Consider the following 13616-nt stretch of genomic DNA (forward strand, 5'->3'; position numbering starts at 1 on the left):
CTCTCCCTATCACATTTTATTTTAATAAGAAACCTGCCGGAAACGGATCCGTAGGGTCTAATAGAAATGTCTGCATCCCTGTAATAAACCCTCTACTTTCAAAACGGAAAATGTATCCTAGTTCCTCCTTCTTCACTTTCTCCACAGTTATAAAACTATTAAATATACTTTCATTTTTAAAAGGTTTATCCGCCATATAATCATTTTTAAATAACGCATGAACATAGGAAACAATAGTAGAAACAAAACCTGGCGAACGTACGATAAAGTTATCTTCATGAAATGTAATCGACTTTATATGGTTCTTTTCTTTTTGCGAAGGATCTACTAAAATAAGCCTTTTTATTAGCGACTGTTTTTGTATAGTCTGTAGTGTAGCTTCTCCCCATCTTTTCAATTCAGAAATGTTTTCCATGCGAATTTCTGGCGAATACGCACCTTTCTCTACAACTGCATATACTTTATCTGCTTGTATGAGAGAATAACTTACATTACCAACCTGTAAATTTTCCTCAATCATATAGCATAGTTTGCTTTCAAACGAAACCGATATAACTTCATCATTCTCTACATACGCATGAACTAAAAATATTCCAGATAACGTTTCAATTTTATATTGATTGGACTCTCTCTTTTTTAAATAACCACTTTCGAGTAACATCGTTATTACTGCAACAATGCCTCCATAATGAAGCGGAATCGAACCTTCATGATTAAAAAATAATACAGCTGCATCCACTTCATTATGGATAGATGGAACGACAATACACCCATTCAAACCGATAAAACCACGTGGTTCATTTAATAAAAGCTTCATCTCTTCTGCTAATTCACCTGAAAATTGTTCATTTAATTGCTCCAAACTGTAGTAGTATTTGCATGGTACGTCTTTCATTACACGAAATGCCTCGCCATTTACATGTACGTCTACTGCTGTATACATTTTTTGAATGTTCATTTTATATCCTCCGTTTCATGTTCCATCGGCGGAATTAGCAAAAATCCTTCTTTAAGTGGATCCATTTCATTGTAAAAAAATCTATGCATACCCATAAGCCAAGCTGATCCCGTAATTTTCGTTATGACAGCTTCAATATTTTCAACATGTGTCGTATTCATGACATATCCTTTAAATAAAGAACCAACGATACTCTCATGAATGAACTCTTCACCAATTTCGATTTCTTTCTGAGCGTATAATACAGCTAGCTTCGCAGATGTTCCTGTACCGCATGGAGATCGATCTATTCCGCCTGGTGGTACAACAACTGTATTTTTCACATGCGCACATTCATGAGTAGGATCTGTATAAAATTCAACATGTGTTAATCCTCTTATAAACGAATACTCTGGATGAGTGATTTCAAACTTCTCATTAATTGTGTTTCTTATATGAATCGCCTTATCGATGATTGTAGATGCATTTTCTGGTACTAATTCTAGATCTACTGATTTCGCATCAATAATGGCATAAAAATTCCCTCCATACGCAATATCAGCCTCTATAGTCCCAATGTCTTTCACTTGTACAGTAATATTTTTCAATAAAAAAGCTGGTATGTTACAGAAAGATACTTCTTTTGCTTTTCCATCTTGAACAGCAATATCTACTTCAACTAAGCCAGCCGGTGTATCTAGTTTTAAAGAAGTAATCGGTTCAACTACCGGAATTAAACCTGATTCAACTAACGCTGTACATACACCGATTGTATCGTGACCACACATCGGTAAATATCCACCTGTCTCTATGTATATAACACCTATATCAGCCTCAGGATGACATGGGTCTGTTAATAATGCTCCTGACATTACATCATGACCACGCGGTTCATTCATTAACAATTTTCGAATCCAATCATACTCCTTTTTCATATGTAACATCTTCTCTGCCATCGTCTCTCCAATCAACTTTGGAAGTCCACTAATTAATGTCCTCGTTGGATTCCCACCTGTGTGTGTATCAATCGTCGTAAAGACTCTTTGTGACCTCATCCGTTTAACACCCTTTCTGTAAAACGACTCAAACGAAGTGGTTCAATAGGAATAATTGTCTCTTTTTCATTTAATAACTCTTCAATTACTTTTCCAGTAACTGCTGCAAGACTAATCCCATCACCTTCATGTCCAGCGGCAATGAAATAATTCGGAATATGTTCCACTCGTGAAATAATCGGTAAATGATCTTCTGTCCACGGACGTAAACCAGCGTAAGAACGAATTACCATCATATCTGCCATTTTCGGATAAAAGCGAATTGCTCTATTTGCGATACATTTAATGACTTCATTATTTATCCTCGTATGAAATCCTACAAATTCACGACTACTACCAATTAAGAAATTTTGACTTTCAGTAGGCTCAAATACGAGCGCAACCCCGTATTTTTCAGTTAAAGCATCCACTTTTCGTTTTCCGCCAAATTTAGAAATTAAATAACCGAATTCCATTACTTTACGGCATCCTACGTGTTGTTGCCTTGAAGCTACAATAATATGCCCTTTTCTCGGTTCAATTGGTATATTTATATTTAACATCTGACCAATCTTAGGAGCCCACACACCGGCTGCATTTACAACTTGTTTTGCTGTAAAAGTTCCATTCGTAGTTTCTACAACAAATGAACCATCCGTCTCTATTTCCATACTCTTTACTTCCGTCTGCTTAAAAGCTTTTGCGCCAAACTTTTGTGCCTCTGACAGAAGCGAGAAAGCAAGGAGATATGGATTCACAGTTGAATCCGTCGCACATTCTAAACCGCCTAATAAATCATCAGCAAAAAAAGGCGACTCTTCCCTTATATCTTGCCTATCAAGCATTCGAAACGGTAATCCAGCTTCTTGTTGCCGATTTACCCATTGCTGCGCAGCTTCCATCTCTTCGTCTGACTCACATACGAGAATACTTCCTGGTGCCCTATATTCAAATGAATGCTCTAATTCTTCACTTAAATCAGTTACTAATTTTTGACTTACTAAAGACATTTGACTATCAAATCCCGGGTCTTTATCAATGGCCAAAATATTCCCATCACACCGTGAAGACGTCCCGCTGACAAATTCCCCTTTTTCAATGATTGTTACGTCTCTTCCGTATTTTGAAGTGTAATAAGCGATAGAACACCCTATTATTCCACCACCTATAATTAAAACGTCGCAGTGCCTCACAATATACTCCTCCTTTCCTAGCCCTCTCACTTTCTTTTTATGCAATTGACGTGCCAATTCTGTACATATACAATTTTTATAAAAAATATTTTTATTTGTAAAAATATTTTAAATTCATAGTAAATAGGTGTATTATTTTTTTATCACTGTCAAAATTTTTATACATAACAGGAGGACATTATGGAATTCTCATTTCCGACTATACAAGAATTTTTGGAAAGCGTTTTAATCAATCATACATGTAGCCTTGATCGCATTAAGAAAATAAACGAAAGGTTTTATTACCTCCCTTCTACTACAGAAGAATATAATTGCGCAATTATTTATGTAGATGACTCATTCACTGCATTAATTGACGCTTTTTCTTATGAATTAGCTGTTATCATCCTTAACGAAAACGATGAGCCGATATGCTGTATAACTTCTCAGCAAATGATTCCATTTCTTTATAAGTCCTACAATGAACTACAGTCATTTTATGACACTGTAATACAAACAACTGACTCTTCTGTTACAGTAATTGATAGTAAAGAATGCGTTCGAACTTGGACAGATGGTGCTGAAAAAATATTTTCAGTCAACCATAATGAGATTATTGGGCAACCGATTACTCGTTTTTTTGATTATAAAGACTTGGAAATTTTACAATCTTTACATGATGGAAAAAGCATAGTCGCTCAGTTCCATCAGCCTCGCCCCGATTTATTCGTATTAATTAATTCAAATCCAGTTTATTGTAATGATGAAATTATAGGAGCAGTCGTTTCAGAAACAGATGTTACAAATCAAGTCGCTTTAAATGAAAAACTATTTAATATGTCACATGAAATGCACCGTTTAGAACAAGAAGTGGCAAAGTATAAAGATGAATCCGATCCATTCCTTGCGATGAATGGAAAAAGTCCTGTTATACAAAGAACGATACAATTAGCTAGAAAAGTTTGTTCGGTGAAATCAACTGTTTTAATACTTGGGGAAAGCGGAGTTGGAAAAGAAGTATTTGCGAAAGCAATTCATGAAGCAAGTGAAGCAGCGAAGGCGCCTTTCATTTCGATTAACTGCGGGGCAATTCCAGAAGCATTATTTGAAAGTGAATTATTCGGTTACGAGCGTGGGGCATTTTCTGGAGCAAATAGTAAAGGAAAAAAAGGTAAAATTGAACTCGCGCAAGGCGGTACTTTATTTCTTGATGAAATAGGTGAAATGCCACTTGATATGCAAGTAAAACTGTTACGTGTACTGCAAGAGCGAAAGTATTACCGAGTTGGTGGTGAAAAAGAAATTAATATTGATTTCCGTATTATCGCTGCTACAAATCGTGATTTACAAGAAGAAATGAGAAAAGGAACTTTCCGAGAAGATTTATATTACCGCTTAAATGTAGTTAGCTTGCAGATTCCACCGCTGCGCGAAAGACGCGAGGATATTATTGAATTAACCTATTCTTTCTTAAACGATTTTTCAATCAACTATAACAGACCAATTCGTGACTTACCTTCAAGCATTATGCATGAACTGCTTCATTACAATTGGCCAGGTAATATTCGCGAACTTCGAAACGTTGTTGAACGGCTTGTGGTATTCGCAACAGACGGAATTATAAAACAAGAATATTTACCATTTCATACGACTGAAACTTTAGACAACCATACAGCCCATTCCCTATTACTCAGCAACAATAATACAATCCTTTCTTTACAAGAAGAGATGGATGAGCATGAGAAAAAAGTTATTGAAAGGGCTTTACGAATTTTAAATGGGAATAAATTAGAATGCGCAAAACAACTTGGTGTAACAAGGGCTACTTTATATAACCGTTTAAAGAAACTTGGACTTCAATAAAGAAGCAGTATGCACCGATCAGGCATTTACAGATAGCCCTCTCCTCCTCTATATTGGCATGATTTTTGCATATATAATTTGTAAAAACCGAACTAGAGGAGGAATACACATGACAAATAAAAACAACTTAATCGTTTGTCGTTGTGAAGAGGTTACATATGGGCAACTTCAATCGACAATTGCTGAATATAACTGCTCGGCAAGAGAATTAAAACTAAGAACACGTGCTGGCATGGGATTTTGCGGTGGTCGCACATGCAGAATAATGATAGATCGAATGATTGAAAATGCGAATCCTGACGTAACTCTTAATGAACTACCGTTAAAATATCAACCACCAATACGTGCAGTTACTTTTGGATCGGTAGGTGAAAGTAAATGAGTAGAATTACACATCACCCTATTTTAGGCACTTTACAAAGTAGTAAGCGTATTACCTTTCAATTTAACGGTCATCAATACGAAGCATATGAACATGAAACGATAGCTGCTGCCCTGTTAGCAAATGGAATTAGGACAGTAAGAGTTCATGAAGATAGCGGAACACCGCGAGGTATTTATTGTAATATCGGGCACTGTTCCGAATGCCGCATGACAGTAAATAATCAAACAAATGTACGCGCATGCTTAACTGTTGTAGAAGAAAACATGGTTGTTGAAAGCGGGAAACAGCATCCGAATATCGTGAGAGAGATGGTGAAAAAACGATGAGTGATGTAATTATTATTGGTGCAGGGCCAGCGGGATTATCTGCTTCTATTTCTTGTGCTCGTTTCGGACTAAAAGTGCTCGTTATTGATGAATTTATGAAGCCGGGCGGGAGATTGTTAGGACAGTTGCATCAAGAGCCTACTGGAGAATGGTGGAACGGAATAAAAGAATCGAAGCGACTTCATGAAGAAGCAGCATCACTTTCAGTACATATCAGGTGCGGTGTTTCGGTCTATAATTTAGATAGAGATGAAAACAATTGGTTTGTACATACTAATATCGGTACGTTAGAAGCACCTTTCGTACTACTTGCTACTGGAGCTGCGGAATATTCTATCCCCCTTCCTGGCTGGACACTTCCAGGAGTGATGTCAATTGGAGCAGCTCAAGTTATGACAAATGTTCATCGCGTGCAAGTTGGAAAAAAAGGAATTATTATTGGTGCTAACATTTTGTCTTTCGCCATTTTAAGTGAATTGCAATTAGCGGGAATTACAGTAGATCATATTGTACTCCCTGAGAAAAGCGAGTTAAGTCAAAAAGCTGGTGAACCTGAAGAAGTTTTAAACTCTCTTTTAAATGCAGCTCACCTCGCTCCTTCTGCTTTCTTACGAATAGGTAGTCACTTTATGAAATTTGATTGGATTCGAAAAGCTGGATTAACATTCTATCCAAACAGCGGAATGAAAATAAACGGAACGCCACTTCACCTTCGGAAAGCAGCTCTTGAAATTATCGGAACAGATCAAGTTGAAGGTGTACGTATTGCTAATATTGACTCTAAAGGAAATGTTATCAATGGAACAGAGAAAATATATGAAGCAGATTTTGTATGTATTGCCGGGGGATTATACCCACTTGCCGAACTTGCAGCTGTAGCTGGTTGTCCCTTCCATTACATTTCAGAATTAGGCGGACACGTTCCTCTCCATTCCGAAACAATGGAAACTCCTCTTCCTGGTTTATTTGTAGCCGGCAATATTACAGGCATTGAAAGCGGAAAAATTGCGATGGCGCAAGGAACAGTTGCAGGTCTATCTATTGCTAAATATGCAAGCAAAAAACGTGATATAGTCGACCAACAATTATCTCACGCCATTCAAAACGTTCACTTTGTTCGTCAGAAATCTGCAATTCAGTTTAATCCGATGGTAGATATCGGTAGACGAAAGATGAATGAAATTTGGCGTGATTACTCTTCTACATATGCACATACTAAAAAGAGCTGCTGAGATTATTCTCGACAGCTCTTTTCTCTATTCATCTGAGTTATTAAATTTCGCTAATGCGTAAATGCCTTCTTCATCATCTAATTCAAGTTGTAACCTCGCTGCGAATGGATTGACATTATATTCTCTGTCAAGCAATAAGCGTAAAGCTTCGATTAAGTTTGCTTGAATTAAAATTTGCTGGCGACCATTTACCTCTACTTCCGCAGAGAAACCGTAGTCGTCATCATACATGAGTTCAACTAATACTTCTTCTGGACCCACTTGTCTTTTTTCAGCGATATATATACAAAGCGCATTTATAAGCTCTTGTTCAGAAATTTTTATTGTTTCCATGCTACTTCATCTGCTTTCTTCTTACGTTGGTCTTTGAAGTATTTAAATGCACGAACTGCTAACATTACGATACCAGCCATTACTAACATATTTACCATAAACGCTAATACAGAACCAAGAGCTCCCATATTTGCAAATAAGCTACCCATTAGTAAACCACCAAGACCACCTAGTAATAAACCTTTCATAAAGCTTCCTTTATTACTTTTTGGTGCCGTGTTTGTTGCTTTCGTTTTTGAATCTGGAGTCGGTTTTTGAGAATTTACATTTGAGTCTTTTTTGTTTAAATCAACTTTTGACTTTTGACCTGAACTTGGTGTAAATGATTTTTTACCAGATTTGTAACTTTTCGCTGCTGCATGATCTACGAATATAAAGCTGCTAGCCCCAAAGATAACCATGAATGCTGTCATTACTGCTACAAGTTTTTTCAACATATTATATCCATTCTCCTTTTATATAGATATATGTGAAATCTATCTTTCTAGTAAATTCAGAATGATAGATTTGTTTTTAAGAACATTTTAAAGGTTCTTATGAACTTATTATATGAACTTTTGTCGAAATATGCAAGTATTATTTACTTTCAACAGTTTGGTCACAAAGGAAAAATTAAGCAAAACAGAATTGACTTTAAATGAAACAAAACATATTATAAGTTCATAAGAACTTTTTATTATTTTGGAGGTGAAAAGATGGAAACATTTCATCTCACACGAAACGAAATGGCTACCCTTCTTCTATCACTAAGAGGATGGAATACGAAAAAGCCTCTCGGTATTTTACAAGAAGCTTGGGCAAAGTCACATAAAAAAGATATTGAAAGCGGACAAAGCGTTACAGCTTTTATTACTACCGCACTTTCACCTATTTTTGAAAAGCTGATTAAAATTGACGATACTGATGTCGGTTTTTCTTTAAATGAAATAGTTGCGCTTGGCAATCAGATTGAAAACACAAGTTTCTCTGTAACTGCTATGCAAAACTGGGTGAAACGAGATATAAAAGAAATGATTGGCTCTCCTCAAAAAGGGAAAAAATATTCAATCGAACAAGCAGCCTTACTATTTATTGTCGAAGATTTAAAAACAGCACTTGATTTTGAATCCATTCGTAAGCTATTACGCCTTATTGTAAATGACCCAGCCGATCGAAGTGATGATTTAATCAATCCTGTTCATTTATATGTAGCATACTCTTCTTTATTTGAAGAACTCAATCAAGGGAATTGCTTACAATTAAATGCAACAGATACCGTTCATACAATTGAAAACATCGTAAAAGAAAAAGCTGATAAAATCGCAAGTAAGTTCGATCAAATTAATAACGAACAACGCGAAGCAATTCGTAACGCTATTATTATTGCGACCCTTTCTGTACATACCGCTTATGTACAAATGTTAGCAAAGCGTTACGTAACAGCAACTTTATTTTTACAGAACTTAGATGTGAAGCCTTAAAAAAACAAGCATCCCCCCGTCATATACCTAGGACAGGGGGATGCTTGTTTTCAATCAATATAAAATACAAAAATCATTTTACATCTAAGTTTCATTATAAAATAACTCTTGATTATGTATTATGTAAAAAACATTACTAACCTAACATTCAACAATGTTCATTTCTTTCTATTAAATTCCTATCACATTTTCTCGATAAACTTAATTACTTCATCTTTATAATTATATTTGTCATTAATTTCTTGTAATAATTCAATATCATGCGTATGAGTTTTTCCTGTCTCTAACAGCTCACGATATAAATCAATGTAAGGAAGATTTTTATTCATGGCATTTTTATATTCCTTTTCTACATCTTAAAAAACCTTTTTAAACCTCACATCAGTAATCCCTGCCTCATCAATTTCAAGAATTGCATACTGAGCACGCAAGTCAGAGTTTAGCTTATTCCACTTGTAAAAAGGTTGTCCAACTGTTCCTGGGTTAATAATTAATTGATCATTGCTACTATAGCGCAACAATTGATGGTGGGTATGAGCGTAAATCGCAATATCATAATCACGATCAAATAGCCGATCAAACTGTTCCTGATTATTAGTGGGCCACAAATCTCCTCCGTAATTTTTATTTTGTAGATTATGACTAATACTGATTGATAAATCATTAACCTGTTTTGTTATATGTAATGGTAAATTTTTAACATGCTTAATATAGTTTTCATCCAGGTTTTCACATTGATACTGAACTAATCTAGAAACATAAATATCAGTTGCGTTATCAATATCAATATTTTTATTAAGAACGTCAAGAAAACTATCTTCCCAGTTTCCTTGTACATAAGTATCAACGTTAATACTTTCTAATATTTCAAACAAATCATTCGATCCAGGACCAGGCATAATTAAATCTCCTAAAAACCAATAATCAGTCACACCTTCTTTCATAGAATCTTCGATAACTGCTTTTAAAGCAGTTGCATTTCCATGTACATCTGCCAGTACAGCAATTTTATGTTTCATGTATTTTATTCCCTCCTCTAAATTTACGTTTCCATCTCATTCATTTTTTATTTTCGAACCAAATCAAATTGAATAGGCATATTCTTTTTTAGGCAATTTTACTATCTCTTGAATGAAATTTGATTTCTCTAAAATGTCCTCTAACTGCCCCTCACTATGGACGTAAATACCACCTGCATATGAACTGTACGCCTTTTTCTCAGTTATTATTGCTAAATTGTTATTTTCCTTTTTAAAATCACCCTCCACTCCTTTTTGAAATGATAAACTTTTAGTTGGTGAAACATAAAGTTGAATTAAAGATACTATTTCAACATCATCTGATTTTGCAAAGCACTGTATTTCATTTAAAATCATTTCATCTTGTAACGGAAGAAAGTCTTCTACTTCTAACTTCTCTCCTTTATGAAAGAAGTTTTGAAGTTCAGGAGTATAGAACGAAAGATTTTTCTCCTCTATCATTTTAAAAATTGTTTGCAGCAATATGTCTTTTCCTATCACAAACGGGTGGCCAAATCCATTATTGTAAAGCCCTTCTTTCATTTTCATTAATTGTTCGATGAAGGGGATTCCCGATTCTTCAATAACAAGTTTACCGTCAATTAAACGCATGTTAGCAATCAATCCTTCTATCTGTAAACCTTCTAATTCAAGCGACGAGTAATATAAATCTCTATTCCAAAAATCTAATTGATCCATTCCTAATGAATTAAATAAGAGCTCATCTATAATTGGAAAAACTCCATCTTCTGTTAAAGCTTTCGTTACATCATCTAATAATCTAGGTGTTTGATTTAAAATCGTACGTATTTCTTCGTCCTCTTGAATGATTCGTACCGTCCACTCACTATGATCTTCACCCGATATTTGCTGAAAACAATGTGAATATGGCCCATGTCCAACATCATGTAGAAGGGCTACAGTAGATACTTGCTTTCGTTCATATTTCGATAAATGTATGTCACCAATCTCAGTAAGATGTTCTATCACTTTATTTACTAGCACATATACACCTATCGAATGTTCTTTCCTCGTATGTATTGCGTTCTCATGTAAAAAATAAGTATGTCCTTGTTGTTTAATATTCGCCAACCTTTGAAATGCTTTTGTATCTATCAATCGAAGGATATCTCTATCACGAATAGAGATTGGTCCATAAATCGGATCTGTAATATACATACGTTCTCCCCCTATTTTTGTAAATGAAAGACTTATATCATTATACTTAATTTTCAGTCTATTATCATTGATATATGAGAAATTTTTAATAATCTTTTCATTAACCCTTCATGAAAACGTAGCTTATATACTTTACTATAATACTTATGAGAGACATAAAAGAATTGAAATAGCAATCCCCTATGTAAATAAGGTATAATCTACATATAGTGAACCTTTTACGTAATTAAATAAAAGGTTCTTATACTCAAAAATTCATAAACTAGAAGGTGCAACAATGTTAAGTAGTTTTATTCATTCAGTATTAACGTTTTTTGAAGGATTAGGTTATTGGGGCATTATGCTTGGACTTATGATTGAGATTATCCCAAGTGAAATTGTCCTTGCTTATGCAGGATACTTAGTATTCAATGGAAGTATCTCATTTATAGGCGCAGTTGTATTCGGTACAATTGGCGGTGTTATTGCCCAAATCTTTATTTATTGGCTTGGACGATATGGTGGACGCCCTATATTAGAACGTTATGGAAAATATATTTTCATACATAAAAAGCAAATAGACGCTGCAGAAGATTGGTTTAATCGTTACGGAACTGGTGTCATTTTTACAGCACGCTTCATTCCAGTAGTGCGTCATGCGATTTCAATTCCTGCTGGTATTACAAAAATGCCTTTACTACGTTTCACTACACTAACAGCACTTGCGATTATCCCTTGGTCTATTATTTTCATTTATTTAGGTGAAAAGCTAGGTGAAAATTGGGAAAATATTAACGATATTGCTGGTCCGTATGTGAAATCATTCGCAATTGGTGGCGTCGTACTTATACTTTTATACTTCGTTATAAAAAAATGGACAAAAAAGCGTAAAAATCTTGCTTAAGAATATAAAAAAGCCGCTATAAATTCAGAATTATAGCGGTTTTTTATTTATATTAATCTTCAGGAATTATATAACACCTTTCCATCTACATTTATATGGATAAGCAACCATTCAATCATTTCTTTCGTATATTATCTCAAAAAGGAGTGATTCCCCTATGCATTGGCAGCAAAAAATACCATACTTAATCGGACGCCCTATCGGTATCTCTTTCATAAATGGGCAAGGAACTTCTGGTGTATTATGTTCAAGCTCATGATGGTCAATTATATGTGTATGAATACCTTTATCAAGCCCAGTTCGCAATGAAACATTATGATTATGGACAGATTCAAGATATACATGCATTCCCAAATTGTCCTCACCAAAATCCTCTATACTAAAAAAATCGGAACGGCTCATAGCCATTCCGATTTCTATACTTTATTTCTCAGAATTAAATTTATGCACTGCTTCATCAAAATAAATCCAACCTTTCCAGCCCAAATGAATCGTATCTTTTAAGAAATACTTATCATATTCATGACCAGAGAAATCAACTACTGGATATCCTGCTTTCTCAACCTGTTCTCGAACTTTTTTATAATACACTTCACGGCGTTCTTTCGGGAAGCCAGTATAATCATACCAAGGCCCATTTACGGGTACAGAAATAAAGAGTGGTTTGACATTTTTCTCTTTAAATAAATCTAAAATAATTTGTAAATCATCGTATTCTGGTGATTCATCATATGTTTCATTTGCTCTAAAGTTTTTTAAACCTTTTAGTTTTTTCTTCAGATTATTCTTATGATAATACGGATTTTCAATTCCGAATGTATTTGTAGTAGACTCTGCTTTCCCTTCTTGTTCTGCGTGTTTACGTGCGTCTTCCCAAGAAATTGAACGAAGTCCGATATTTGTTTTCTCTTTCATCGGTTCGATTTTAAATAAAGAGTTAAATAAATCTCTATGATCTAAAATATTTCGATGCATATAAGCAAGTGGTTTAACTAAACCTGCTTTTATGTTATGTTTCGTATCATTATATACAATACCTTCTAATGAATTTTTTAATATATCATCTTCTTGAACAACTTTATAATCTAATAGCCGTTTCGCGATTTGCTTCTTCATTCCTGGATTTATCTCATCATTAAAAATAAAATGATATGCTTGTTGTTTGGAGAAATTATTAGTGAAATCCCCTTGTGATACACCAGTCTTTGTAAACCATTGTGGTGAAAGAACAAACACTACTTTTTTACCTTCTAATTCATCCATAGTAGATGTCATATTTAAAATATGAGCTAAACTTTGTGTACCACCAGTTCCAATTAAAAACGGTGTAAAACCAGCTGGATTTACTTTGAAATAATTAGACGGATGATATGCATCCATTCGTAAAAATTCTGATGAACCGTACATCGGTAAATACTGTGAATTCTCTAACATTTTTTGCTGTAAGAAAACACTTTGTAATTTCTCTTTTTGTAAAGAAGTTGCCGCATCTTCTACCTTCTTATCACTAATAAGCGATACTAAACTTTTCGATGGGATTAGAATGATAATGAAAAAAAGCACACACGCTAAAATTATAGGACCAAAAGCATGCTTCATTTTCATCTTCTGTCCCTCTTTCTATCGTTATTAAATTGTAACCCTTGTTTTTGACACGTCATCTTTTCTCTCCTTTGTCTCTATACATGTTCCATTCTATTTATCTATTATATACATGTATGTATTTCCTTCCTTGTTCTATTAAGCCCTATATAAATAGCGCAAGAAAATGTTTCCATAGAAACATTTTAATT

Annotated in this window: 13 protein-coding genes and 2 pseudogenes; 7 read left to right on the forward strand and 8 right to left on the reverse strand. The window is 34.6% G+C overall.

Annotated elements, in window-relative coordinates; translation table 11 throughout:
• Window positions 1–16: 16 nt before the first annotated feature.
• The 3 genes from BHV55_RS14035 to BHV55_RS14045 are packed head-to-tail and all read right to left on the reverse strand — an operon-like array spanning window position 17 to window position 3164.
• Window positions 17–958 carry a proline racemase family protein gene (locus BHV55_RS14035; RefSeq protein ID WP_070757892.1) on the reverse strand — a complete coding sequence of 314 codons (942 nt, stop codon included), beginning with the start codon at window positions 956–958 and terminating at the stop codon, window positions 17–19.
• Window positions 955–1992, reverse strand: coding sequence for a proline racemase family protein (locus tag BHV55_RS14040; protein ID WP_001257540.1), 1038 nt, complete (start codon window positions 1990–1992; stop codon window positions 955–957). The genes BHV55_RS14035 and BHV55_RS14040 overlap by 4 nt, the downstream gene beginning before the upstream one ends.
• Window positions 1989–3164 carry an NAD(P)/FAD-dependent oxidoreductase gene (locus tag BHV55_RS14045; RefSeq protein WP_001215267.1) on the reverse strand — a complete coding sequence of 392 codons (1176 nt, stop codon included), beginning with the start codon at window positions 3162–3164 and terminating at the stop codon, window positions 1989–1991. The genes BHV55_RS14040 and BHV55_RS14045 overlap by 4 nt, the downstream gene beginning before the upstream one ends.
• 180 nt (window positions 3165–3344) lie before the next feature.
• Here BHV55_RS14045 and BHV55_RS14050 point away from each other — a divergent pair, with 180 nt between their 5' ends.
• From BHV55_RS14050 to BHV55_RS14065, 4 genes are all read left to right on the forward strand, one after another.
• Window positions 3345–5006, forward strand: coding sequence for a sigma-54 interaction domain-containing protein (locus tag BHV55_RS14050; RefSeq protein WP_000395824.1), 1662 nt, complete (start codon window positions 3345–3347; stop codon window positions 5004–5006).
• A gap of 109 nt (window positions 5007–5115) precedes the next feature.
• Window positions 5116–5388 carry a (2Fe-2S)-binding protein gene (locus BHV55_RS14055; protein ID WP_000182619.1) on the forward strand — a complete coding sequence of 91 codons (273 nt, stop codon included), beginning with the start codon at window positions 5116–5118 and terminating at the stop codon, window positions 5386–5388.
• Window positions 5385–5717, forward strand: coding sequence for a (2Fe-2S)-binding protein (locus tag BHV55_RS14060; RefSeq protein ID WP_016110142.1), 333 nt, complete (start codon window positions 5385–5387; stop codon window positions 5715–5717). Before BHV55_RS14055 ends, BHV55_RS14060 begins: the two co-directional genes overlap by 4 nt.
• On the forward strand, window positions 5714–6949 hold the full coding sequence (locus BHV55_RS14065) for an NAD(P)/FAD-dependent oxidoreductase (protein ID WP_070757894.1): 1236 nt from the start codon (window positions 5714–5716) through the stop codon (window positions 6947–6949). Before BHV55_RS14060 ends, BHV55_RS14065 begins: the two co-directional genes overlap by 4 nt.
• Before the next feature lie 24 nt (window positions 6950–6973).
• Here BHV55_RS14065 and BHV55_RS14070 read toward each other — a convergent pair whose 3' ends face one another.
• Both BHV55_RS14070 and BHV55_RS14075 read right to left on the reverse strand, forming a co-directional pair.
• Entirely contained in the window at window positions 6974–7282 is a 309-nt protein-coding gene (locus BHV55_RS14070; RefSeq protein ID WP_000447747.1) for a YxcD family protein, read from the reverse strand.
• On the reverse strand, window positions 7270–7719 hold the full coding sequence (locus tag BHV55_RS14075; protein WP_070757896.1) for a hypothetical protein: 450 nt from the start codon (window positions 7717–7719) through the stop codon (window positions 7270–7272). Before BHV55_RS14075 ends, BHV55_RS14070 begins: the two co-directional genes overlap by 13 nt.
• 258 nt (window positions 7720–7977) lie before the next feature.
• On the opposite strand from BHV55_RS14075, the gene BHV55_RS14080 reads away from it, so the two are divergent.
• Entirely contained in the window at window positions 7978–8742 is a 765-nt protein-coding gene (locus tag BHV55_RS14080; protein ID WP_000447231.1) for a DUF1836 domain-containing protein, read from the forward strand.
• A 182-nt stretch (window positions 8743–8924) separates the two neighbouring features.
• Here BHV55_RS14080 and BHV55_RS14085 read toward each other — a convergent pair.
• Together BHV55_RS14085 and BHV55_RS14090 are read right to left on the reverse strand one after the other, a co-directional pair.
• Window positions 8925–9761, reverse strand: a pseudogene (locus BHV55_RS14085) (metallophosphoesterase family protein).
• Window positions 9762–9824: 63 nt separating this feature from the next.
• Window positions 9825–10940, reverse strand: a complete 1116-nt coding sequence (locus tag BHV55_RS14090) for an HD domain-containing protein (protein WP_070757898.1) — start codon at window positions 10938–10940, stop codon at window positions 9825–9827.
• Between the two features lie 277 nt (window positions 10941–11217).
• Between BHV55_RS14090 and uptA the strand changes: the two genes are divergently transcribed.
• Both uptA and BHV55_RS14100 read left to right on the forward strand, forming a co-directional pair.
• Window positions 11218–11823, forward strand: coding sequence for an undecaprenyl phosphate transporter UptA (gene uptA / locus BHV55_RS14095; RefSeq protein ID WP_000952913.1), 606 nt, complete (start codon window positions 11218–11220; stop codon window positions 11821–11823).
• A 157-nt stretch (window positions 11824–11980) separates the two neighbouring features.
• Window positions 11981–12206, forward strand: a pseudogene (locus BHV55_RS14100) (hypothetical protein).
• Window positions 12207–12246: 40 nt separating this feature from the next.
• Here BHV55_RS14100 and dltD read toward each other — a convergent pair.
• Window positions 12247–13428: a D-alanyl-lipoteichoic acid biosynthesis protein DltD gene (gene dltD, locus BHV55_RS14105; RefSeq protein WP_000782304.1), complete on the reverse strand. Its 1182-nt coding sequence runs from the start codon at window positions 13426–13428 to the stop codon at window positions 12247–12249.
• Between the last annotated feature and the right edge of the window lie 188 nt (window positions 13429–13616).

The organism is Bacillus sp. RZ2MS9, assembly GCF_001816185.2.
GTDB classification, from domain to species: domain Bacteria; phylum Bacillota; class Bacilli; order Bacillales; family Bacillaceae_G; genus Bacillus_A; species Bacillus_A cereus.